28 protein-coding genes are annotated in these 23,752 nt (G+C 28.8%); 18 read left to right on the forward strand and 10 right to left on the reverse strand.

Annotation, left to right across the window (positions count from 1 at the left end):
• Positions 1 to 13: 13 nt before the first annotated feature.
• From ACTT9R_RS04425 to ACTT9R_RS04450, 6 genes are all read right to left on the reverse strand, one after another.
• On the reverse strand, positions 14 to 979 hold the full coding sequence (locus ACTT9R_RS04425) for a hypothetical protein (protein ID WP_440926823.1): 966 nt from the start codon (positions 977 to 979) through the stop codon (positions 14 to 16).
• Positions 980 to 1,237: 258 nt separating this feature from the next.
• Positions 1,238 to 1,888 (reverse strand): aquaporin, encoded by a 651-nt coding sequence (locus ACTT9R_RS04430; RefSeq protein WP_440926824.1) that lies wholly within the window; start codon positions 1,886 to 1,888, stop codon positions 1,238 to 1,240.
• Positions 1,878 to 2,312: an arsenate reductase ArsC gene (locus ACTT9R_RS04435; RefSeq protein WP_075504168.1), complete on the reverse strand. Its 435-nt coding sequence runs from the start codon at positions 2,310 to 2,312 to the stop codon at positions 1,878 to 1,880. Before ACTT9R_RS04435 ends, ACTT9R_RS04430 begins: the two co-directional genes overlap by 11 nt.
• Complete coding sequence (locus tag ACTT9R_RS04440) at positions 2,312 to 2,533, reverse strand: DUF6552 family protein (RefSeq protein ID WP_075504169.1); 222 nt, start codon at positions 2,531 to 2,533, stop codon at positions 2,312 to 2,314. Before ACTT9R_RS04440 ends, ACTT9R_RS04435 begins: the two co-directional genes overlap by 1 nt.
• 85 nt (positions 2,534 to 2,618) lie before the next feature.
• Complete coding sequence (locus ACTT9R_RS04445) at positions 2,619 to 3,500, reverse strand: phytanoyl-CoA dioxygenase family protein (RefSeq protein WP_440926825.1); 882 nt, start codon at positions 3,498 to 3,500, stop codon at positions 2,619 to 2,621.
• 132 nt (positions 3,501 to 3,632) lie between these two features.
• On the reverse strand, positions 3,633 to 4,727 hold the full coding sequence (locus ACTT9R_RS04450) for a zinc ABC transporter substrate-binding protein (RefSeq protein WP_440926826.1): 1,095 nt from the start codon (positions 4,725 to 4,727) through the stop codon (positions 3,633 to 3,635).
• A gap of 71 nt (positions 4,728 to 4,798) precedes the next feature.
• On the opposite strand from ACTT9R_RS04450, the gene ACTT9R_RS04455 reads away from it, so the two are divergent.
• From ACTT9R_RS04455 to ACTT9R_RS04470, 4 genes are read left to right on the forward strand one after another with little or no spacing between them, the layout of a single operon-like run.
• Entirely contained in the window at positions 4,799 to 5,545 is a 747-nt protein-coding gene (locus ACTT9R_RS04455; RefSeq protein ID WP_440926827.1) for an ATP-binding cassette domain-containing protein, read from the forward strand.
• Position 5,546: 1 nt separating this feature from the next.
• Positions 5,547 to 6,350, forward strand: coding sequence for a metal ABC transporter permease (locus ACTT9R_RS04460; RefSeq protein WP_440926828.1), 804 nt, complete (start codon positions 5,547 to 5,549; stop codon positions 6,348 to 6,350).
• 24 nt (positions 6,351 to 6,374) lie between these two features.
• Positions 6,375 to 6,773: a Fur family transcriptional regulator gene (locus ACTT9R_RS04465; RefSeq protein ID WP_440926829.1), complete on the forward strand. Its 399-nt coding sequence runs from the start codon at positions 6,375 to 6,377 to the stop codon at positions 6,771 to 6,773.
• Positions 6,773 to 7,771, forward strand: coding sequence for an Ldh family oxidoreductase (locus ACTT9R_RS04470; protein WP_440926830.1), 999 nt, complete (start codon positions 6,773 to 6,775; stop codon positions 7,769 to 7,771). The genes ACTT9R_RS04465 and ACTT9R_RS04470 overlap by 1 nt, the downstream gene beginning before the upstream one ends.
• Here the strand turns inward: ACTT9R_RS04470 and xth are convergent.
• Together xth and ACTT9R_RS04480 are read right to left on the reverse strand one after the other, a co-directional pair.
• Positions 7,763 to 8,539, reverse strand: a complete 777-nt coding sequence (gene xth / locus ACTT9R_RS04475) for an exodeoxyribonuclease III (RefSeq protein ID WP_440926831.1) — start codon at positions 8,537 to 8,539, stop codon at positions 7,763 to 7,765. The genes ACTT9R_RS04470 and xth overlap by 9 nt on opposite strands.
• Positions 8,539 to 8,856, reverse strand: coding sequence for a HesB/IscA family protein (locus tag ACTT9R_RS04480; protein ID WP_023853837.1), 318 nt, complete (start codon positions 8,854 to 8,856; stop codon positions 8,539 to 8,541). The genes xth and ACTT9R_RS04480 overlap by 1 nt, the downstream gene beginning before the upstream one ends.
• Positions 8,857 to 8,906: 50 nt before the next feature.
• Here ACTT9R_RS04480 and ACTT9R_RS04485 point away from each other — a divergent pair, with 50 nt between their 5' ends.
• Genes ACTT9R_RS04485 through secF form a run of 13 tightly spaced genes read left to right on the forward strand, consistent with a single transcriptional unit; the run spans position 8,907 to position 19,702 of the window.
• Positions 8,907 to 10,025, forward strand: a complete 1,119-nt coding sequence (locus ACTT9R_RS04485) for a deoxyguanosinetriphosphate triphosphohydrolase (RefSeq protein WP_440926832.1) — start codon at positions 8,907 to 8,909, stop codon at positions 10,023 to 10,025.
• Positions 10,022 to 11,755: an arginine--tRNA ligase gene (argS, locus tag ACTT9R_RS04490; RefSeq protein WP_440926833.1), complete on the forward strand. Its 1,734-nt coding sequence runs from the start codon at positions 10,022 to 10,024 to the stop codon at positions 11,753 to 11,755. Before ACTT9R_RS04485 ends, argS begins: the two co-directional genes overlap by 4 nt.
• Positions 11,755 to 12,015, forward strand: a complete 261-nt coding sequence (locus ACTT9R_RS04495; protein ID WP_440926834.1) for a hypothetical protein — start codon at positions 11,755 to 11,757, stop codon at positions 12,013 to 12,015. The genes argS and ACTT9R_RS04495 overlap by 1 nt, the downstream gene beginning before the upstream one ends.
• Positions 12,008 to 12,958 carry a glycoside hydrolase family 3 N-terminal domain-containing protein gene (locus ACTT9R_RS04500; protein WP_440926835.1) on the forward strand — a complete coding sequence of 317 codons (951 nt, stop codon included), beginning with the start codon at positions 12,008 to 12,010 and terminating at the stop codon, positions 12,956 to 12,958. The genes ACTT9R_RS04495 and ACTT9R_RS04500 overlap by 8 nt, the downstream gene beginning before the upstream one ends.
• A gap of 9 nt (positions 12,959 to 12,967) precedes the next feature.
• Positions 12,968 to 13,711, forward strand: coding sequence for a segregation and condensation protein A (locus ACTT9R_RS04505; protein ID WP_440926836.1), 744 nt, complete (start codon positions 12,968 to 12,970; stop codon positions 13,709 to 13,711).
• Positions 13,704 to 14,405, forward strand: a complete 702-nt coding sequence (scpB, locus tag ACTT9R_RS04510; RefSeq protein WP_440926837.1) for an SMC-Scp complex subunit ScpB — start codon at positions 13,704 to 13,706, stop codon at positions 14,403 to 14,405. The genes ACTT9R_RS04505 and scpB overlap by 8 nt, the downstream gene beginning before the upstream one ends.
• A gap of 46 nt (positions 14,406 to 14,451) precedes the next feature.
• Positions 14,452 to 14,652 carry a twin-arginine translocase TatA/TatE family subunit gene (gene tatA / locus ACTT9R_RS04515; RefSeq protein WP_440926838.1) on the forward strand — a complete coding sequence of 67 codons (201 nt, stop codon included), beginning with the start codon at positions 14,452 to 14,454 and terminating at the stop codon, positions 14,650 to 14,652.
• Between the two features lie 5 nt (positions 14,653 to 14,657).
• Entirely contained in the window at positions 14,658 to 14,879 is a 222-nt protein-coding gene (tatB, locus tag ACTT9R_RS04520) for a Sec-independent protein translocase protein TatB (RefSeq protein WP_023853829.1), read from the forward strand.
• Positions 14,869 to 15,639 (forward strand): twin-arginine translocase subunit TatC, encoded by a 771-nt coding sequence (gene tatC, locus ACTT9R_RS04525; protein WP_440926839.1) that lies wholly within the window; start codon positions 14,869 to 14,871, stop codon positions 15,637 to 15,639. The genes tatB and tatC overlap by 11 nt, the downstream gene beginning before the upstream one ends.
• Entirely contained in the window at positions 15,632 to 16,891 is a 1,260-nt protein-coding gene (gene serS / locus ACTT9R_RS04530) for a serine--tRNA ligase (protein ID WP_440926840.1), read from the forward strand. The genes tatC and serS overlap by 8 nt, the downstream gene beginning before the upstream one ends.
• A gap of 56 nt (positions 16,892 to 16,947) precedes the next feature.
• A complete protein-coding gene (gene yajC, locus ACTT9R_RS04535) occupies positions 16,948 to 17,241 on the forward strand; it encodes a preprotein translocase subunit YajC (protein ID WP_023853826.1) in 294 nt (97 codons plus the stop codon).
• Between the two features lie 14 nt (positions 17,242 to 17,255).
• A complete protein-coding gene (gene secD / locus ACTT9R_RS04540) occupies positions 17,256 to 18,809 on the forward strand; it encodes a protein translocase subunit SecD (RefSeq protein ID WP_440926841.1) in 1,554 nt (517 codons plus the stop codon).
• Positions 18,809 to 19,702, forward strand: coding sequence for a protein translocase subunit SecF (gene secF / locus ACTT9R_RS04545; RefSeq protein WP_440926842.1), 894 nt, complete (start codon positions 18,809 to 18,811; stop codon positions 19,700 to 19,702). The genes secD and secF overlap by 1 nt, the downstream gene beginning before the upstream one ends.
• A gap of 1 nt (position 19,703) precedes the next feature.
• Here the strand turns inward: secF and ACTT9R_RS04550 are convergent, their stop codons facing one another.
• The gene (locus tag ACTT9R_RS04550) at positions 19,704 to 20,306 is read right to left on the reverse strand and encodes a urate hydroxylase PuuD (protein ID WP_440926843.1); all 603 of its coding nucleotides are present in this window, start codon (positions 20,304 to 20,306) and stop codon (positions 19,704 to 19,706) included.
• Between the two features lie 50 nt (positions 20,307 to 20,356).
• Complete coding sequence (gene uvrA, locus ACTT9R_RS04555; RefSeq protein ID WP_440926844.1) at positions 20,357 to 23,209, reverse strand: excinuclease ABC subunit UvrA; 2,853 nt, start codon at positions 23,207 to 23,209, stop codon at positions 20,357 to 20,359.
• Positions 23,210 to 23,297: 88 nt separating this feature from the next.
• On the opposite strand from uvrA, the gene ssb reads away from it, so the two are divergent.
• Positions 23,298 to 23,747: a single-stranded DNA-binding protein gene (gene ssb / locus ACTT9R_RS04560; protein WP_440644127.1), complete on the forward strand. Its 450-nt coding sequence runs from the start codon at positions 23,298 to 23,300 to the stop codon at positions 23,745 to 23,747.
• Positions 23,748 to 23,752: the final 5 nt, after the last annotated feature.

Genomic DNA, 23,752 nt, shown 5'->3' on the forward strand with positions numbered 1-23,752 from the left:
CATAAAGATTTATTTAAAACCAATTATTTGGGATAATAATGTAGTGGATCGCTAAAACGATACCTACTGAAACACTTAATCCAAAAATCATTTTAAGAAAGTCTTTACCAATTAATGGGAAGACATACTTAAATTTATAGTCTTTATTCATAGTTGATATTGCAAGTTCTCTACCACACAATAACCCAACGAACACCCATGTTGTTGACATTGGCAAATCATTAAGCTCTTTAAAGTAGAATAAAACACCAGCATAAATCACATTAATAATTGTAGCTGATCTTGCATATCTTGTTCCTGTTTTTTCAAGAACAACTTTTTGAATTGGTCCACCTTGAATGTAGAAAATATAAAATAGTAATGAAGTAAAATAGGCCATTACAATTAAAAGTAATGATAAATCTAATTGCCTAGGCAGATATACAGCAATATTAGCTACATCGTGAGATAACCAAACCCACCATAACCAACCCGATGAAACCCAAACAGCATTTCTCCAAAAGCTTCTCCATTTGTCATCTACTTCATCAAATTTTTCATTAATAAACTTTGATACTGCTATCCAGGCTATATAAGCAACCATTGCTGCTAATCCATAACCTACAACGCTTTTTAACAACATTTTTTCAAGCACAACGGTTGAAGCAAATGCTGAAAGAACTAAAAAGGTTGTTGATACCGGTATCCCAATTCTTGTTAATAATAATAGTATTGCAGGTGCTACTGCATGATACCATTGAATTTCTTGATAAGGTATTCTAGTTAATCTTCCGTAAGAAATATCACCATCATAAGTATACCACCCCCAAGCTAACGCAAAAATCATAACTGCTGATGCCGATCCAGCTAGCACGTACCATTTAAACCACTTCTTTTTTGAAGCTATAAAGGTACCAAGTGTTTGAATTGAGTCGTTAGCGATTACGCTATATCCAGCAAGGGCAAACCCTATTACTGTATATACTAAAGTCATATCCATTTATTCTCCTATATATTATTGTTTTCGGTTCCGTCTAATGACTTGAGAAACTAATTATTCGTTAAAGGTAAAAAATTCTACGATTAAATTTATTTATTTGAGAATCAAAGAGTTGATTCATTAACGTTTAATCTAAGTTGTAGAGAAGTCTATAAGTGAAATATTTTATTTTGAAAACCTTAAGAGGATTCGTCTTGAATATAATATTTAAAAATTATGTAAATAAAATTTTAATATAATTTACATATATAAGTTGTGTTATTTATAGATAATTTTAAGAATATACGCTGCTAAAATTAATCCAATAAATTCAGCTAAAATATAGGTTGGTGTATTAAGATAATTAATTCCAGTAAAAGAATCAGTAAATGTTCTAGCTATAGATACAGCTGGATTTGCAAAAGATGTTGAGGAAGTAAACCAATAACCTGCAGAAATATATGTTGCTACGCTAATCGCAACTATTATTTTTCCATCCTTTAAAGTTGCAAAAATAATAAATATAAGACCAAAAGTTGCTACAATTTCAGAAAAAAATATATGCAATCCGTCTCTATTTTTAGTTGATAACTCTAAAAGAGCGTGTTCAAAAAAAACATTAGCCAACATTACTCCAAATAAACAACCAGATATTTGTGCAGGAATATAATATTTTAAAAGATTACTTTTAATTTTTTTTCTAAAAAACATAGCTAAACTTACAAAAGGATTAAAATGAGCCCCTGAAATATCAGCAAAGGATGTAATTAAAACAAATAATCCAGCTCCAGTAGCAATTGTATTGGCTAAAAGCTTAATACCATCATCATTTGTTAGATTTTCTGCCATGATACCAGATCCAACGATAATCATTACAAGAAAACAACTTCCTAAAAATTCGCCAATAATTATTTTTTTTTTAATTTTCATTTTCTAACAAAATTTTAATTTTTTTACTTATTATATCGTAAGTCTCACTAATAATTTCGTTTATCTGCTTTTCATTTGAATTTTGAAATTTTGATACAGGATCATCAATATCCCAATGAATAATTTGGTTATTGTTTGGCCATACAGGGCACACTTCTTTATTTGCACTATTACATACTGTTATTACATGATCTATATTAAACTTCTTATTTAAAAATATATCAAAATTTTTTGAAGAATAATTTTCAAGATTAAAATTTTTTATTTTAGTTAGATATAATTTGATATTTTCGTTAATTTTTCCTGTCGGGTTGCTTCCAGCACTATAAGCTTTAAACTTATATGAATATTTATTGTTAATAATACTTTCAGCTATGATGCTTCTTGCAGAATTACCAGTACATACAAACAGTATATTTTTCATTAAATTATGATTTTATAAATTCCTATTAAAAATAAAGGTATTTGTAATCCAAAATTAGTTAAGATAGCCTTATCATTGCTGATAAAACCAGCAATAGTCCATCCAATAACTCCTAATCCATGAAAATATATATTTAATGGATATATATTTAAATTAGTTAAAAGTATTCCTGTTAGTACCAAAAATGTACTTATCCACTTAAGATATTTTCTAATAAACATGATTTCCTCTCTAAATTTTTTTTAAATAATTGTTCTATTTATAAAATATTGAGGTTAACTAAAAGAAAGATTTTAATTTTATAGTTTAATTTTTTTGAAGTTCATAGATAGAAACGTAGTGTTTCTTCTTAGGCAGTGGGATTATGGTTGGAACTTTAGTCAATCTTGGTTTTATTGATTTATTTCCTACAATAATATTTTTGTCATAATTTTCTAAATCAACTTCAGGATGAGGGTTTCCATCATTGATTAATGGCCACGCATCACAAGCTCTATAACCAAATAAAATTAAGGGTCTTGAGTTATTCATTTGATTGTGCCCAGACCCATGAACTGATCTACAATGAAAAAATACTACTGTTCCAGCTGTTCCAGTTATGGAAACACTATCCTTAGTTCCTATTTTATTTTTCTTAGTGTCTATTTTTCCAACAAAATAATTTTCTTTGCTGTGATGGCTGTACAATTTCTTTTTGTGTGAATTCTTTATTATTTTAAGTGGCCCATTTTTTTCGTAGCAATCATCTAAATATATGCCAACTGTAATTAAATCATCGTTTGTATGCGGGTAAAAAGCCCAATCTTGATGCCATCCAATTTCACTACCTTTTTTCTTATTAGGAAGCTTAAAATTTAATTTACCTAGATGAAATCTAACTGTTCCACCTAACAATTTTTTAGCTATAGATATAATTCTTTTATCTCTAGATAATTCATAGAAAACTTTATGTCTGTTCTGAGGATTATTTAGTCTTAAAATTTCTTTATTTTTTGAAGAACCTGAATTGTATACAAAATGGTAATTATTATAGGATTGAGTTCCATTTGCACCATTAGTTTTTTTTCTTTTTTTTTCTTTTGAAATTACTTCATTAACAATTTTATTAATTTTATTTATCTTTGCTTGAGAAATTAGATTTTCTTTAACAAGAAAGCCATTTTTTTTATATAAATTTAAATCATTCATATAGTCAGATTATGAAAGAAAATAAATCTTCTTTAAAATAAATACAATGTTTTTTGTGAGATTAAATAACAGTAATAATTATTTGTTAATCCGAGAATTTAAAAAAATTCCCGGATTAAACCTAATTTTAAATTAACAACCTTTGAAGGATGCAGACATATTCCTAATTAAATTGAAATATAGATCTTTACCTGGGTCTAATGTAGCTCCTAGTGGATCTAAAACGCCAGTTTTAATCTTCATATCTTTTGCAACTGCATTGATAATATCAGGATTAAACTGAGGCTCTGAGAATACACAAGCTACCTTATCATGCTCGATAATTTCTCTAATTTCAGCAAGTTGTTCAGCACCAGGCATAACATCTGTATTAACAGTAAATGCACCTAACACTTTAACATTAAATCTTTCCTCAAAATATTGATAAGCATCATGGAATACAATTGAAGAAACACTGCTGCTTAAATCTGTCATTACATCAATTGTAAGTTTATCGATTTCTTGTAAAGCTTTAGCTAAATTACTTTTGTATTTAGCATCATTTTTTGGATCATTTTCAATTAGGTGTTCAGCCATTTCATTTAACATAGCTTTTGCATTAATTGGGTCCAACCAAATGTGTGGATCAAATTCACCATGTGCATGTCCTTCATGATCATCATGTCCGTGATCGTCATGATCATCCTCTTTTTTACCATGATCGTCATGATCGTGGTCATGATCATCTTCTTTTTTACCATGATCGTCATGGTCGTGATCATCTTCCTTTTTACCGTGGTCATCATGTCCGTGATCGTCATGATCATCCTCTTTTTTACCATGATCGTCATGTCCGTGATCGTCATGATCATGTTCGTCAAAAATATTTCTTTCTCTAAATTTTAATACTTGCAAACCTTTGATTTCTATTAATTCAATTTTTTCTGCTTTTTTTGCAATTGAACTTAGTGGTTTTTCTAAAAAATTTTCTAAATCTTCACCTACCCAAAATATTAGATCAGCATTTTGGAGCATTTTTGCATGAGAAGGTTTCATTGCAAATCCGTGTGGAGATGCATATCCATCAACTATTAGATCAGGTTTAGCAATACCGTCCATTAAATAACTGGCTAATGAATGAATTGGTTTAATAGATGCAACTACTTTTATTTCAGCTTTTGCTGGTGTAAAGAATGTTAGAATTGATAATATTGAGAATATAAGTGGTATTTTTTTAATATTTTTCATAATAAGTAATTTAATTGGTTGTTATAATATAACAGTATGTAATAATATAACATTTACAAGTCAAGCAATTTATGAGTTTTGAAAATAGTACATTAGTAAAATTAAATAACGCTGGTTTTAAACAAAATGATAAATGGCTAGTGGAAGGTGTTTCATTAACTGTTGAAAAAGGTAAAATAGTCACTCTTATTGGTCCTAATGGTTCTGGAAAAAGCACTACAGCTAAAATTGCATTAGGAATTTATAAAAACATAGAAGGAACTGTAGAAAAATATACTAACAAAGTTGGATATGTTCCTCAAAAAATCTCAATTGATTGGACACTGCCATTAAGAGTATATGATTTTATGCTTTTAACAGAAGACATAAAAGATGAAGCAATTGATGAAGCTCTTACGCTTACAGGTGTTACACATCTAAAAAATAAAAATCTAGGGAATTTATCAGGAGGTGAATTTCAGAGAGTTTTAATAGCTAGAGCTATTTCAAAAAAACCTGAATTATTAGTCTTAGATGAACCTGTTCAAGGCGTAGATTACACAGGAGAGATTGCATTATATGAACTTATTAAAAAAATTTCAGATACTTTAAATTGTGGAATATTATTAATTTCTCACGATCTACATACAGTCATGACTGCAACGGATCATGTTGTTTGTTTAAATGGACACGTATGTTGTTCTGGAACACCAATGGATGTTGCAAGAAATAACGAGTATAAAACGTTATTTGGGGAACAAGCTTCTCAAATTTTAACAGTTTATGAACATAAACATGACCACGTTCATTCTGATGAAGGTCAAATAAAAAAAAATTAATATGTTAGATGATTTTTTTGTTAGAGCGTTAATTGCTGGTATTGGTGTTGCTTTAGTAACAGGACCACTTGGATGTTTTGTTGTTTGGAGAAGATTATCTTATTTTGGTGATACTTTATCACATTCGGCTTTATTAGGCGTCACGATGGCTTATTCTTTTGAACTTAATATTGCGCTATCTGTGTTTATAATTTCATCTGTAATCGCACTGATATTAATTCAGCTACAAAAAAAAACTAATTTACCAGGGGACGCTTTGCTTGGTTTATTGGCTCATTCTTCATTAGCAGTTGGATTAGTGGTTATTGGTTTTTTAACTTTTATTCGTTTTGATATTATGGGTCTTTTATTTGGTGATATATTAGCTGTAACAACAAATGACATATTTATTATATGGACTGGTGGAGCAGTAATTTTAATAGTTCTTAAATTGATTTGGAAACCATTGTTTGCATCTACAGTTAATTACGAATTAGCTGAAGCAGAAGGGTTGAATCCTGACAGGGCAAAAGCAATATTTACTATTTTGATGGCTGCTGTAATAGCCATATCAATTAAAATGGTTGGATTATTATTAATTACTGGAATGTTAATTATCCCTGCGGCAATGGCTAGAAACATATCAGACAGTCCTCAAAAGATGGTTTTATTTTCTGTTATTGGTGGTCTTTTATCAGTTTTATTAGGGCTATTTTCTTCATTAGAATTTAACACATCATCTGGACCTTCAATAATCATGGCCGCTTTAGTATTATTTATACTTTCTTTACTTAATATTAAACAATCGATTAAATTGAAAAACTGATAACTAATTGATAAGAATTTAATAATGCAAAAAGAACATAACCTTTCCAAAAATCAAAAAATTATTTTTGATCTTATTGATAAATCTGGCGGGCCTATGAAAGCTTATTCAATTTTATTTAATGTTCAAAAAAAAGGAATTAAAGCTCCATTACAAGTTTACAGAGCGTTAGATAAGTTAGTTGAAATTGGAAAAATTCATAAGATCGAAAGTAGAAATGCTTTTATTGCTTGTCAAAATTCTAGCTGTCAGGTTTCAAAAGCTACAGCTTTTTCAATTTGTGAAAGTTGTGAGAACGTATCTGAAATAAGTAATTCAAAACTTTCTAAATATTTATCTAATTTTTCAGACAATTCAGGAATGAAATATAACAAATATAATTTAGAATTTTTTGGTTTATGTAAGAAATGTAAATCAAAATAATGAGCACTATATCATTAACTTTAGACGAAATATTTAAACTAGCTAAAAAAACTCTTTTAGCTAACGGTTGTGATGATGAAACAGCATCAATACTATCAGACTTGATCAGAAATGCTGAACGAGATGGCTCGGTATCACATGGTCTATTTAGATTACCAGCATATGTCACTGGATTAAAAAGTGGAAAGATTAATGGAAAAGGAAAACCAGAAGTAAAAAAAATATCTCCATCAGTAATTAAAGTTGAAGGAAATAATTGTTTAGCACCTGTTGTATTAAACAAAGGATTACCCGAATTAGCAAAAGCCGCGAAAGAAAATGGTGTTGCTGTATTAGCAATAAATAATTCACATCATATGGCTGCTATGTGGCCTGAAACAGAAAAATTAGCGGAAGATGGTTTGGTTGCTTTTGCTTGCACATCTTATAAGCCTGCTGTAGCACCTGCTGGTGCAATAAAGCCTTTATTTGGAACAAACCCAATTTCGTTTGCTTGGCCACGTCCAGGTAAAACACCAGTTGTTTATGATATGGCAACTGCTTCAATGGCAATGGGAGAAGTTCAAGTTGCTAAAAGAGAAGGACACAAAGTTCCACTAGGAACTGGTTTAACTAAAGATGGTAAAGAAACAACTGATCCAGGTGAAATTGCTGATGGTGGAGTTTTGTTACCTTTTGGTGGTTACAAAGGATCTGCAATTGCAATGATGGTAGAATTAATGGCAGGTGCATTAGTTGGAGATAATTTTAGTTTTGAAACTGCTGCCAAAGATAATAATGATGGTGGTCCTCCAAGTGGCGGTGAATTCATACTAGCCATTAGCCCAGATAAAACTTCAGGTACCAATTGGCAAAAACATGCTGAGGAATTTTTTGAAAAAATGAAATCAATGGGTGAAGTAAGATTACCTGGAGAAAGACGACATAAGAATAGAATGGATACTGGTCCAAGAAATATTAACGAAGAATTAGTAAATAAAATTAAATCTTTAAGCTAAATTAATCTCAATTGGTGTGTGATCAGAAGGCTTTTCTCTTCCACGTGGATCTTTATTAATATTAATATCTTTAATTTGATCAATTATAGAATTTGAAACTAAAAAATGATCAATCCTCATCCCATTATTTTTTTGCCATGCACCTCTCATATAATCCCAAAATGTATATCCTTCTTTATCCTCATGAAAATGTCTGTAGACGTCATTAAAACCAAGATTAATCATTTCTCTAAATTTTTTTCTTATTTCAAGTCTGTATAAAGCATCGTCTTCAAAACTTTTAACATTATAAACATCTTCTGCTGAAGGGATAATATTGAAATCACCAGCTAAAATAATATTTGAATTTTTTTTAGATAAAGTTTTTAATTGCTTTATTAATTGATTAAGCCAATCTTTTTTATAATCGTATTTTTCAGTATCTACAGGATTACCATTAGGGGTGTAAATATTTATTAATTGTATATTTTTTTTCTTATGTTCAAATTCAGCTGAAATTATTCTTGATTGTTTTAACTTATCCTTAATTAAATCTGTTTTGACATTTTTTAATTTATTTTTTGAGATGATGGCTACACCATTGTAACTTTTTTGACCAAATACATGACTTTCATAATCCATTGATGAAAAATCATCATATGGAAAATTAATATCTTCAGTTTTGATTTCCTGCATCATTAAAATATCAGGTTTATATTTTAATAAATAGCTTTTGATATTTTCAATTCTTGCTCTTACCGAGTTAACATTCCAAGATGAAATGAGCATTAAAGTGAGAAAGAAACTCCACAACCACACGAAGATTTGGTTTGTGGATTAGATATTTTGAATTGTTCACCTATAAGTTCAGAAACATAATCAACCTCAGATCCTTTAAGCAAATCAGCTGAAGTTTTATCAATTAAAATATTTTGATAATTTAAATCATCATCTTGTTTTGATTTATCAAATGTAAATTCATATTGAAAACCAGAGCATCCTCCACCTTTAATAGCGATTCTAAAGAATGACCCTTTGTCTTTTTTCGATAACAAATTATCTATTTGTTTTAACGCTTTATCCGTAAATTTAATTTCTTTAATCATGTCTCAACACTGATATTACTAATATAATACTTAATTATTTAAATTAAAGGATGAAAAAAGACACTTTGTTAGGCGTATTTAAAAGTAAAGGTAGACTTAATAAAGAAGCTAATTCAAAATATAGATCTCCTTTTCAGCGTGACAGAGATCGTATAATTCATAGCGCATCATTTAGAAGATTAAAGCATAAAACCCAGGTATTTGTTAATACAGAAGGGGATCATTTTAGAACCAGGATTACACATTCAATAGAAGTTGCTCAAATAGCAAGATCAATTGCGAAATATCTAAAATTAAATGAAGATTTAGCAGAAACCTTAAGTCTTGCTCATGACTTAGGACATACTCCATTTGGCCATGCAGGGGAGGATGCTTTAGATGAGTGTATGGAAAACTATGGTGGCTTTGATCACAATCTTCAAACACTAAGAATAGTAATGTTTTTAGAAAATAAATATTTTAAATTTGCGGGATTAAATTTAACCATTGAAACTTTAGAAGGACTTTTAAAACATAATGGACCAGTAGATGATCTAAGTATGGTCAATAAACTAATTGGTTTAAAAACTTTTAAAAAAAAGATTAATTTTAACACCTATGCATCATTAGAAGCTCAAATATCAGCTATATCAGATGATATTGCCTATAATAATCATGATATTCAGGATGGTATTAAAGCAAACCTATTTAAACTTGAGGAATTAGTTGAATTAGATTTTTTCAAAAATATTTATCAAAAATATAAAAATAAAATTAATAAAAAAAATTATAAAATTGCTATTTACCAAATCATAAGAGACTCAATAGATATTATGATTAGAGATTTACTAAGTAATACTGAAAAAAATATTAAAAAATTTAAAATTAAGTCAATAAAAGATGTATCAAAATCAGATCAATTAATAGTTTCTTTTTCAGATAAAATAGAAAATTCAGAACGAGAAATCCGATCATTTTTAAGACATAGAATGTATGACAATAAATCGGTACTTAATAAGAATCAAAGAGGTAAAATGATAATTAAGAGATTATTTAAAATAATTAAATCAAATCCTAGAAAATTTCTTACTAAAGAGCAATTGACTAAGGACAAATATAGAGCTATTTCAGATTTTATATCTGGTATGACAGATAGATACGCAATTAACCTTTATAACGGTAATAAATGAATATTTTTGAATTATATTTAGATAAAATTAAATCAATTATTGTTGAGCTTAGTAAAAAAAATCAACTTATCGTTCCAGAAAGTTTCAATGGTATTAATGCGGAAATACCACCCCCAAAATTTGATTGTGATATTTCAACTAATGTTGCTATGGTTTTATCGAAACTAAATAAAACCTCTCCAATCGAATTAGCAGAAAAACTTGCATCCGAAATAAAAAATAGCGATGATCAAATAGACAATATTTCTGTTGCCAAACCTGGTTTCGTAAATATTAAATTTAAGTCATCTTTTTGGTCAAACTTTATTAAAGAAATTATTGATAACGCAGAAAAATTTGGAATTAATGAGAAAGAGAAAAAAAATAATTACTTAGTTGAATTTGTATCAGCCAATCCAACTGGGCCTTTGCATGTTGGTCACTGTAGAGGGGCTATTTTAGGTGATGTCATATCTAATGTGTTAATATTTAATAAACACAAGGTTACAAAAGAGTATTATGTAAATGATTATGGTAACCAGATTATAAATTTTACAAAATCAGTATACTTTAGAATTAGGGAAGTAAAATTTAACGAAACATTTCCTCAAGACAACCCTGATTTATATCCTGGAGATTACCTTATTGATTTTGCAAAAAATATAGTTTCGGATAATTCAGATCTGAATTTTGATGGTTATGATGAAATAAGCGATAAGTTAACAGCTTTATCTATAAAACAAGCACTACTTTTAATTAAAAAAAACCTTAAGAGTTTAGGAATTAACCACGATAATTTTGTTAGTGAAAAAAGCATTGTTTTAAACAATGAAGTAGAGAGTGTAATAAAATTTTTAGAAAAGAATAAATTAGTATACAAAGGAAAAATAAAAGCTCCAGCTGGAGAAGACGATAAAAACTGGGTAGAAAGAGAACAGTTACTTTTTAAATCTACTGATTTTGGTGATGATAAAGATAGAGCATTACAAAAATCAGATGGAACATGGACTTATTTTGCAAGTGATGTTGCTTATCATAAAAATAAAGTAGATCGTAAATTTGATTATTTAATAAATATTCTTGGTGCAGACCATGCTGGATATATCAAAAGAATATCATCTTCAGTTGAAGCTTTGTCAGGAAAAAAAGATAAATTGATTTGTAAAATTAGTCAGCTAGTAAAATTAATTAAAGATAACAAACCATTTAAGATGTCTAAACGAAAGGGAGACTACATTACTGTTGATGATTTAATTGAAGAGGTTGGAAAAGATGCAACTAGATTTATTATGCTAAACCGAAGTAGTGATGTCGAATTAGATTTTGATTTTGATGCTGTAAAAGAAAAATCAAAAGATAATCCATTGTATTACGTTCAATATTGTTATGCTAGAATTTCATCTGTCTTTAGACATATTGGTAAAGATTTAAATTCAAATATTAAATTTGATGATTTTAGTTTCGAATACTCAAATGATGAGATTAAAATTTTAAAAAAGATTTCAGAATGGCCAAAATGTATCGATGCAGCTAGTTCAAAATTAGAACCACATAGAATACCAGTTTATTTATATGATCTTGCTTCAGAATTTCACTCTTATTGGAATCTTGGTAAACAAAACCCAGAAAAAAGATTTATTAATGATCAAAAAAAAGTTTCACCAGATAAATTAATTTTTTTAAAAGCAATATCTAACGTTGTAAAATCCGGGATGGATATAGTTGGTGTAAATACACCAGATAAAATGTAATGTTAAAAGAAATTAAGTATTTAATCTTTATTCTTGTAATTACTTTATTTATTTTTTTGACTGGTAGATATTATTTTTCAGATGAAAATAAGAAGAATTCATACAGATCCTATAAATATAATGATGAAAAAATTAAATTATATTCAAAAAATCTACCTGTTTTGGAAAACGACACACAAAATTCAATAGAATACGTTAAGCAAACAAACAAAAAAAAGAAAAAAAAGTTCAATTTTTGGAAACTTTTAGAGAATGATTAAGAATAGAAGAGCTTTTATTGTTGGTTTAAAATCATCAAAATTATCAAACAAAGAGATTACTTTTTTAAATAAATATAAACCATGGGGAGTTATTTTATTTTCAAGAAATATAAGTTCAATTGAACAAACTAAAAAATTAACCGATAAAATAAAAAAGATATTTAAAGATAAAAAATACCCAATACTAATTGATCAAGAAGGTGGACGAGTAAATCGATTAAGTAAAATTATTTCATTTGACAATTTAACCTCTGAATATTTTGGTAATTTATTCACAAAAGATAAGAGAAAATTTAATATTATTTATAAATTATTTATCGATAAAACTTCATATTTACTTAAATCAATTGGTGTTAATATAAATACTGTTCCTGTTTTAGATATTCGAGTTAAAGGAGCTAGCAACATTATTGGTGATAGGTCTTTTTCAAAAAATAAAAAAAATATCTCTAAAATTGGAGATATTTGTATTGATTTTTTTCATGAAAATTCCATTGGCACTGTCATAAAACACATACCTGGACATGGATTAGCTAAGGTAGATAGTCACAAATTTACTCCAGTAGTTACCAAAAACTTAAATTATTTGAATAAAAATGATTTTTTCCCATTCAAGAAAAAACAAAGCTATTTTGCTATGACAGCACATGTAATATTTCGAAGCATTGATAGATTAAATACAGCTACACACTCTAAAGAAATTATAAATTTAATTAGAAAAAAAATTGGTTTTAAGAACATTTTAATATCAGATGATTTATCAATGAAAAGTTTAAAAGATGATTTAAAAACTAATACTATTAAAACGTTTAGCGCAGGTTGTAATCTTGCTCTTCATTGCAATGGTAAATTGTCTGAAATGAAGGTAGTTGGTGATAATTCACCAAAGGTTAGTAATTTTATTATAAAAAAAACATCGTCATTTTATAAAATTTTAAGTTAATATCTAAGCATGACTATTTCTGATTCTGCATTATTTAATGTTGATATAAATAACTATAATGGTCCTCTAGATGTACTTTTAGATCTAGCAAAAGCTCAAAAAGTAGATCTTGAAGAGATATCAATTACAAAGTTAGCAGATCAGTTTCACGATTATATTACAAAAGAAAAAGATTTAAACTTAGAAATTGCTTCAGAATATTTATTGATGGCAACTTGGTTAGCTTATTTAAAATCTAAATTATTACTTCCAGGAACACCAGAGGAAGAATTTAAAGTTCAAGAAGTTGCTGAAAAATTAAAATTACAACTAAAAAAATTAGAACTAATAAGATTACTTTCTGAACAAATGCTAAAAAGAAAAAGACTGGGTAGAGAAATTCGATTAAGAGGAATGAAAGGAAATATAAGATCTATTTATAGTACAGAATATAATTTAAGTTTATTTGAACTACTTAAGTCATATTCAACAATTATTATGACCAAAGACTTTCAAAAAATGAATATTCCAAAATTACCTGTCTTTACTGCAGAGGATGGAATTAAAACTATAAGAGAGTTTTTTGGTAAATTAATTGATTGGAAAAAATTAGATGATTTAATTCCTAAAAATTTTAAAAACGGTTCAAAATATAAACGTACTGGTAAAGCAGGAATTTTTGCTGGTTCATTAGAATTAGTTAAAGAAGGAAACCTGACTATGAAACAAGATAAATTATTTGACGATATTTATGTGAAGGAAAATAATGATTAAAAAAGAAAAAATTTCAAAAGATAATATCGTTAAATTTCCATCTAAGTTAACTGATTTAGAAAAAGAAATCGAAGCAGTTATTTTTGCTGCTGCTGAACCATTAGATGTTGATACAATCGAAAGTAAAGTTACTAAAAAAGGTAGCGTATCTAAATCATTAGAAAAGTTGCAGCAAGAATACTCTAAACGTGGAATTAATCTAGTTTGTATTAAAGAAAAGTGGTCCTTTAGAACTACTCCTAACTTGTCAAACATCATGTCACAAGAAAGAACGGTTGAGAAGAAACTTTCTAGAGCAGCAGTGGAGACTTTAGCTATAATTGTTTATCATCAGCCTGTTACTAGAGCTGAGATAGAAGAAATAAGAGGTGTTGCATTTGGAACAAATACTCTTGAAATATTGATGGAACTAAACTGGGTGAAACCAGGTGGACGTAAAGATGTACCGGGTAGACCAATTCAATATGTCACAACTGATGAATTTTTAAGTCATTTCAATCTTCAAAAATTATCTGATCTACCAACAATTGATGAACTAGGTGCTGCTGGATTAATTGACAGTTCTAGTGTCGATAATGCTATTTTTGGAACAGGTAAATTCTATAAAGAAAAACAAGAAGAAAAAAAAGAGGATATTTATTCTAATATTGACGAGATGTTGAATAGTACTCTTGATACAGAGGAGAAAGATTAATAAAAAGTAACTTTTAAATTAATCATAAAAAGGTTATAAGTTTTTTATGAGCATAGGAATTTGGCAAATAGCAATCGTAGTTATATTAGTAGTCTTATTATTTGGACGAGGTAAAATCTCTAGTCTAATGGGTGATGTAGCTAAGGGAATTAAAAGTTTCAAAAAAGGAATGGCGTCAGATGTTACTGACGATACAGAGCCAAAAAATATATCCGACAAAAATAAAGACTCAGAAAACAAAGATTAAATCACATGCCTACTATTGGTTGGTTTGAGATATTAATTGTTGTTGGTATCGCAATTGTTGTTCTTGGTCCTAAAGATTTTCCAATCATGTTAAAAAAAGCTGGTTCTTGGATAGGGACTGCAAAAAGATATGTAAGTAACATTCAAAATGAAGTCTCTAATTTAGAAATTGATGAAGAAAAAATTGATAATGAAATAAAAAAAGAAACTAAAAAAGATGAGCAATGAAGAAAATGAAGGTGGATTTGTTAGCCATCTAACAGAACTAAGAAAAAGATTAATACATAGTTTTATATTTTTAATAATCTTTTTTGTTATTTGTTATATCTTTGCAGAACACATTTATGGTTTTTTAGTTGATCCATTTGCTCAAGCTGTAAAAGATGATGGATCTGATAGAAGGCTTATTTTTACAGCCTTACAGGAAACTTTTTTAACGTATATTAAGGTATCTTTTTTCACAGCTTTTTTCGTAACTTGTCCTTTTATTCTAATGCAAATATGGAAATTTATTGCTCCAGGTTTATATAAACATGAAAAAGTTGCCATACTCCCATATCTTGTATTAACACCCATCCTTTTCTTTTTGGGAGGTATGCTTGTTTACTATTTGATAATGCCTCTAGCTATTAAATTCTTTTTATCATTTGAAAGTACAGGGATGTCTACAAGTTTACCAATTCAATTAGAAGCCAAAGTAAATGAATACTTATCACTTGTTATGAAGTTAATTTTTGCATTTGGAATAAGTTTCCAGCTACCTATAGTCTTAAGTTTATTAGCAAGAATAGGTGTTGTTGACAGTGAATTTTTAAAAGAAAGAAGAAAGTATGTAGTAATAATTATATTTGCTGCAGCCGCATTACTTACACCACCAGATCCAATTACTCAAATAGGTTTAGCTATACCTTTATTAATTTTATATGAATTATCAATATTTTCAGTAAAATTTATAGAAAAGAAAAATTTAGAAAAAACTGATGCATAATTTAAAAGAAATTAGAAAAGACTTTTCAAAATTTGAAAAAGATCTTGAAAAACGTTCAGTTAAAATTGATTTTAATAATTTAAAAAAACTTGATGAGTTAAATAGAGATTTAATTCAAAAGAAAGAAAATTTAGAAAAAGAAAAAAAAGATATTTCAAAATCAAAAGATGAAAGTTTATTTAAAAAATCTAAAGAAATATCTACCGAATTAGAAAAGATTTCTGAGCAACAAAAAAATACTAAAACTGAATTAGATAACATTTTATCAAGCATACCCAACATACCTCATCAAGATGTTCCAAATGGAAAAGATGAAAATGATAATGTAGAAGTTTTAAAAGCTGGAAAAGTTCCAGAATTTGATTTTAAGCCCAAATCTCATCACGAACTTGGTGAAAATTTAGGTATGCTTGATTTTGATCTTGCAACAAAAACAACTGGATCAAGATTTGTATTTGTTAAAAAAGAATTAGCGTTATTGGAACGAGCATTATCTAACTTTATGCTAGATACTCATATTGTTCAAAATGGCTACCAAGAGATTTCACCTCCATTGATTGCCTCTGATGATACAATGTATGGAACAGGCCAATTACCAAAATTTGAAAACGATCAATTTGAAATAAAATTTGATGAAGGATCTGATAGAAAATTTTTAATTCCAACTGCTGAAGTAATTTTAACAAACATTGTTAAAGATAAAATTGTAGACCAAATAGATTTACCAATGAGATTTGTTGCCTCAACCCCATGTTTTAGAAAAGAAGCCGGCAGTTATGGAAAAGACACCAAGGGAATGATTAGACAACATCAATTTTATAAGGTTGAGATGGTTAGTATTGTAGAAAAAGAAAATTGCCTAGAAGAATTAGAGAGAATGACAAACTGCGCAACAGATATTCTTAATAAGCTAGAGTTACCTTATAGAAAAGTAATTTTATGTTCAGGTGATATGGGTTTTAGTGCAGAAAAAACTTATGATATTGAAGTGTGGTTACCATCAGAAAACAAGTATCGTGAAATATCATCATGCTCTTCTTGTTCAACATTTCAGGCACAAAGAATGAAATCAAGATATAAAAATAAAAACAAGGAAACTGTTTTTGTTGGAACCTTAAATGGAAGTGGTTTAGCCGTGGGTAGAACTTTAATTGCTGTATTAGAAAACTATCAACAAAAAGATGGTTCGATTATTGTTCCTAAGGTACTGCGACCGTATATGAATAATTTGGAATTGATTGCAGCTAAATAAAGTTGTTTTAATTACACAGATAGTATAAGTATTCACTTAATTTATTAAGGAGATTTATGGAAGGATCAGGAATAGGACAATTTATACCGTTAATTTTAATTTTTGTTATTTTTTATTTTTTCTTAATCAGACCACAGCAAAAAAAAGTTAAAGAGCACAAAGCAATGGTTGAAAGCCTTAAGAGAGGTGACAAAGTTGTTACTTCTGGTGGAATTACAGGCACTGTGGAGAGACTTATAGACAATGATAAAGTTGAAGTAGAAATTGCTGAAAACGTTAAAGTTGAGATAGTTAAATCAACTGGTATTCAAAGTCTTGTTAATACAAATACACAAGAAGTTAAAAAATAATTATTTTTAGTTAAGTGCTTTATTTCTCTAAGTTAAGAATTTTATTTATAACTCTTTTTTCGGTTTTATTTATTTTAATTGCTTCATCAAATCTTTTTAAATTTGATGATGATTTTTTTGATAAAAAAATTAATCTTGGATTGGACCTTCAGGGTGGATCATATCTATTACTTGAAATTGATAATAAACCTGTAATTGAACAAAAATTACAAAACCTAACAACAACAATAAGAAATTACTTCAAAGAAAAAAATATTAAAATCAACAATATTAAAATAGATAATCAGAACATTTTTTTTAATGTAACAAATAACGATAAGCAATCTGTCTTAGATGTTTTTCAGGACGAAAATAGTGACCTTAACCCTTATTACCCAAGATTTAAATCACATCAGTTAGAAATAGAAGACACAGGGTTAAATTTAAAAGTTAATTTTTCAAGACAGGGTTTAATTAAACTTAAAACTTCTTCTCAAGATCAAGCTATAGAAATAGTAAGAAGAAGGGTAGATGAGGTTGGAACTAATGAACCCAACATACTTAAAAGAGGAAATAACAGAATTTTAGTAGAGCTTCCTGGATTAGATGATCCAATGAGAATAAAATCATTACTTGGGAAAACTGCAAACCTTACTTTTCGTTTTGTAACAAATGATGAAAATGATCGTTTTGGTGTTGAAAAGTTAAAATTTGAAAATGGCCTAGAAGAAGCCATAGTTAGTAAAAGAATTATAATCAGTGGTGAAAACTTACTTGATGCTCAACCAAAAATGGACACTCAAGTTAACCAAACAATTGTTTCATTTACTTTAGATAGAGTAGGTGCAAAAAGGTTTGGTAAGGCGACATCAACTGGTATTGGAAAGCAATTAGCAATTGTTTTAGATGGTAAAATTATTAGTGCACCTGTAGTTAGAGATACGATTGCTAGTGGCTCTGGTCAGATAAGTGGCGGCTTTACTTTTCAAACAGCAACTGATCTAGCTTTATTATTAAGATCAGGAGCATTGCCAGCACCATTAGAAATAATTGAAGAAAGAACAGTGGGTCCAGATCTTGGACAAGACTCAATTAATGCAGGAATGATTGCTTTGGCAATAGGTTTTATGTTGGTCATAATTTTTATGTTCGTAAAATATAAAATTTTTGGATTAATCACCAACGTAACACTAATAGTTAATTTGTTTATTCTTTTAGGTGTTTTAACTTTATTTGAAGCTACTTTAACATTGCCAGGTATTGCAGGTATTATTCTAACAGTAGGTATGGCTGTTGATGCAAATGTTTTGATTTTTGAGAGAATTAAAGAAGAATTAAAAGACGAGACTAATAATATTTTGGCTTTTGATGGTGGATATACTAAATCAAGAACAGCAATTTTAGATGCTAATATTACTACATTATTAGCAGCAATTATTTTGTTTTTCATGGGCTCAGGTCCAGTGAAAGGTTTTGCTGTGACTTTAGGTGTTGGAATATTTACAACGCTATTTTCTGTCTATTTCATAGCAAGATTGTTCACTAGCATTTATGTATCAAGAAATAAAGATAAGGAAAAATTAATATAATGATTGCTTTTAACAAATATTATAATCACTTTAATTTACTCTCATCAATTTTAATTGTTATTTCATTATTATTATTAATTTTTAAAGGACTTAACTTTGGTATAGATTTTAAGGGTGGTACTTTAATTGAATTAAGAGCTTCAGATTCTAAAATAAATGTAAGTTCATTAAGAGATAGATTTAATCAAATGGATTTAGGAGATGTCTCAGTGAAGAAATTTGGCAATGATACAGATTTTTTAGTAAAATTTGAAAATAAAGATAATAAAAAAAATATTATTGAAGAAATTAAGACTAATTTAGATAAATCTTTTGGAAATAACTATGATTTTAGAAGAGTAGAGAATGTTGGGCCAAAGGTAAGTGCTGAATTACTTAAATCAGGAGTTATAGCAATATCTTTGTCTTTAGCATTAATGTTAATTTATATTTGGATAAGATTTGAATGGCAATTTAGTTTGGGTGCAATTTTAGCTTTGTTTCATGACGTTATTGTAACTTTAGGAGTTTTTTCACTATTTAGTTTAGAAATTAATTTATCAATTATAGCTGCGGTGTTAACAATAGTTGGATACTCAATGAATGATACGGTAGTTATTTTTGACCGTGTGCGAGAAAATTTAAGAAAATATTCAGATATAAAAATTTTTGAATTAACTAATATTTCAATCAATGAAACTTTATCAAGAACTATAATTACATCTGCAACTACTTTACTTGCTTTATTAGCAATCTATTTTTTTGGTGGAGAAATATTAAAAGGATTTTCACTTGCAATGATACTCGGTGTTGTTTTTGGTACTTATTCCTCAATTTATATAGCTAATACTGTCTTGGTTAGACTAAGAGTTTCACAAAAAACTGTTCTTAGAGAAGAAGAGGATAAAAAATAAATTAATATAAATTTTGAGCTATTACCATTGTAAGTAACATTGGTAATGATAACAAAGTATTTGTTCTTGAGAATAGCATTGCAGTTTTAGCTGATTTAGCTTTTGTTTCTGGATCAGTCTCAACTATTCCCAAAGCTCTTTTTTGATTTGGCCAAATTACAAACCATACATTAAATGCCATTATAATTCCTAGCCACATGCCAATTCCGATTGCAGTATGTTTTGGTACACCTGAACCAATACTTAAAGTCATTGCATCATGAAGATATCCATTAAGAAGAGCAAGAATTAAACCTGAAAGAACAGTTAATGCAGCAGCCCACCTGAAGTAAAATAATGCAGCTGGCGCTATAACTTTGCCTATAGCTGGCTTTTGTTCATCTGGAATTTTTCCCATGTTTGGAATCTGTACAAAATTGAAATACCACAATAATCCAATCCACATTATTGCGACAATTACATGTATATATCTAAATAACCAGCTCCAGAATAATGTATCAATAGCAATACCATCGTTTAAATAAAATAATCCTAAAAACAAAATAATTGCTAACGCAAGTGAAGTGTGGATTGTTTTTGATAATGATGACAATAAACTGCTCATGATTCTTAATAATTATACACTAATTTTTGAATATTTATAAGTTGTAAAATTTAAGTTAAAAGAGGTTTTAAAAATTGACCAGTATAACTCTCTTTAACTTTGCATACTTCCTCCGGTTTTCCTTCGGCGACAATATTACCACCCTTTACACCACCTTCAGGACCCATATCCACAATGTAGTCGGCTGTTTTAATAACATCAAGATTATGTTCAATGACAACTACTGTATTCCCAAGTTTTACAAATGTATGAAGTATCTCTAAAAGTTTTTTAATATCATGTTGATGTAAACCTGTGGTTGGTTCATCTAAGATATACATCGTTCTTCCAGTTGATCTTTTTGAAAGCTCTTTTGCAAGCTTAATTCGTTGTGCTTCACCTCCTGATAATGTAGTTGCTTGCTGACCAATTTTTATATAGCCCAATCCAACTTTTTTGAGAGTTAATAATTTTGTTTTTATATTAGATATATTTTCAAAATACTCACATCCTTCATCAACTGACATATCCAAAACATCAGCAATACTTTTACCTTTAAATTTAATTTCTAAGGTTTCTCTATTGTACCGGGTACCCTTACATTCATCACACTGAATATAAACATCAGGTAAAAAATGCATTTCATATGTGATCACACCATCACCTTCACAAGCTTCACATCTACCTCCTTTTACATTAAAAGAAAATCTTCCTGGTTTATATCCTCTTGTTTTGGACTCTGGTAGGCTCGTAAACCAATCTCTAATAGGACCAAAGGCTCCTGTATATGTTGCCGGATTTGATCTTGGTGTTCTACCAATAGGTGACTGGTCAATATCAATTATTTTATCTATCAATTCTACACCCTTATAACCTTTAAATGATTTGGGTGCTTTTCTTGCTTTATTATTTAAAGTTAAATTTAAGGCATGAAATAGAGTTTGTAATATTAGAGTAGATTTACCGCTACCCGAGACACCAGTAATACAAGTAAATGTTCCTGTTGGAATTTTAAGATTAACATTATTTAAATTATTTCCACTTGCACCATTGATTTCTACAAACCTTCCATTTTTAGCTAAACGTCGTGATTTTGGAATTTCAATTGTCTTTTTATTAGCAAGATACTGTCCAGTAATACTATTTTTATCTTTTTTAATTTCTTCATATGATCCTTGAGCTGTTATCTCACCACCATTACTTCCAGCTTCAGGACCAAGATCAATAATATGATCTGCATTTTCCATTGTCTCGGTGTCATGCTCAACAACAATTACTGTATTGCCAAGATCTCGTAATCTTTTTAATGCATTAATAAGCTTCACATTATCTTTTTGGTGTAATCCAATTGATGGTTCATCCAAAACATACAATACACCTGTTAAACCAGATCCAATTTGTGAAGCTAATCTTATTCTTTGAGCTTCTCCACCTGATAAAGTTCCAGATTCTCTAGATAGTGTTAAATAGTCTAAACCAACATTAAGTAAGAAATTTAATCTTTCATTTATTTCTTTTAAAACATGTTCAGCAATTTTAAATTGTCTTTTATCGAGGTTATTTTCTAAATTTTTAAACCATTCTGCTGCATCTAAAATAGATTTTTTTGTTACTTCACTAATATTAAGATCATTGATTTTAACACATAATGCCTCTTCTTTTAATCTGTCACCATCACATGCTTCACATGCAGTATCAGATTGATATTCAGCAATAGCTTCTCTTTTCCATTCACTATCAGATTCTAAAAATCTTCTTTCAAGATTATTAATTACACCTTCAAAAGTTTTTTTATAAGAATATTTCTCATAACCATCATCATAATTAAATTTAATCTCATCTTCATCTGATCCATAAAGGATAATATCTTTAATTTTTTTTGGTAATTTTTTCCATTTTTCATCTAAAGAAAAACCATAATGTTTTGCTAAAGACGCTAAAGTTTGAGCATAATATAATGTGGTTGATTTTGACCATGGCTCAATTGCTCCATCAGCTAAACTTTTTCTCTCATCGGGAACAACTAAATTTGGATCAACATTTAATTTCATTCCAATTCCCTCACACTCTTCACAAGCTCCATAGGGACTGTTAAATGAAAAAAGTCTTGGTTCAATTTCTTCAATTGTAAAACCACTCTCAGGGCAAGCAAATTTGGTAGAGTAAATTAATTTTTCAAGTTTTCTAAATTTTTGAGGAAGTGTTTCATCCTCATATTCTACAAAAACCAAACCATTAGCTAAATTTACAGCTGTTTCAATACTTTCTGCCAATCTGTTTCCAAGTTTTGAATTTAAAACTATTCTATCGACTAAGACTGAAATGTCGTGTTTCAGTTTTTTATCTAGATTGGGTGATTTTTCTATATCATATAAAACATCATCAATTTTAATTTTTCTAAAACCTCTCCTTTTGTAACTTAAAATGTCTTTTTTATATTCACCCTTACGACCTCTTACTACTGGTGCGTAAATATAAATTGTTGATTTTTTTGGTAATTTTTTAACTAAATCTACTATTTGTGTAATTGTTTGTGAGGTTATTGGTTTACCTGTAAATGGTGAGTAGGGGATTCCTGCTCTAGCGTATAATACTCTCATGTAATCATAAATTTCTGTTACCGTTGCAACTGTAGATCTTGGGTTTTTTGATGTATTTTTTTGCTCTATTGCAATAGCTGGACTTAATCCTTCAATTAAATCAACATTTGGTTTTTTCATTTTATCTAAAAATTGACGAGCATAGGCAGATAAACTCTCTACATACCTTCTCTGACCCTCTGCGTAGATTGTATCAAAAGCTAAAGATGATTTTCCTGACCCTGATAGACCCGTTATGACCACAAATTTGTCTTTTGGAATCTCTATAGTAACATTCTTCAAATTATGTTCTTTAGCGCCCTTAATAACTATCTTTTTCATCATAATTTTAGTTGCTTTGAGTTAATAAAATTAATATTCAGAAGAATTGTGGTATAATTCTAATTAACTAATTTAACAAATATTAAATATTATGGCTGGAAGTTTAAATAAAGTATTATTAATTGGTCGTTTGGGCGCAGATCCAGAAATTAAGCAAATGGTAAATGGCAAAAGTGTAGCCAGATTAAGCCTTGCAACAAGTCAATCTTGGAAAGATAAAAACACTGGTGAAAGAAAAGAAAAAACTGAGTGGCACCGTGTAGTTGTATTTAATGAAGGTTTAGTGAATGTTGTTCAACAATATTTAAAAAAAGGTGCTCAAGTTTATGTAGAAGGTCAACTTACAACAAGAAAATGGAAAGATGAACAATCGGGACAAGATAAATATTCAACTGAAATAGTCATACAAGGATATAATTCTTCGCTCACAATGTTGGGTGGAGGTAATTCTAGTGGTGGAATTCAAAATGACACAACTCAACAAAATAACATTGAGGATTCTTCACAGGTGTCAGATATGGATGATGAAATTCCATTTTAATTTCT

It is taken from the genome of Candidatus Pelagibacter sp., from assembly GCF_052049835.1.
In the GTDB taxonomy this organism is placed as follows: Bacteria; Pseudomonadota; Alphaproteobacteria; order Pelagibacterales; family Pelagibacteraceae; genus Pelagibacter.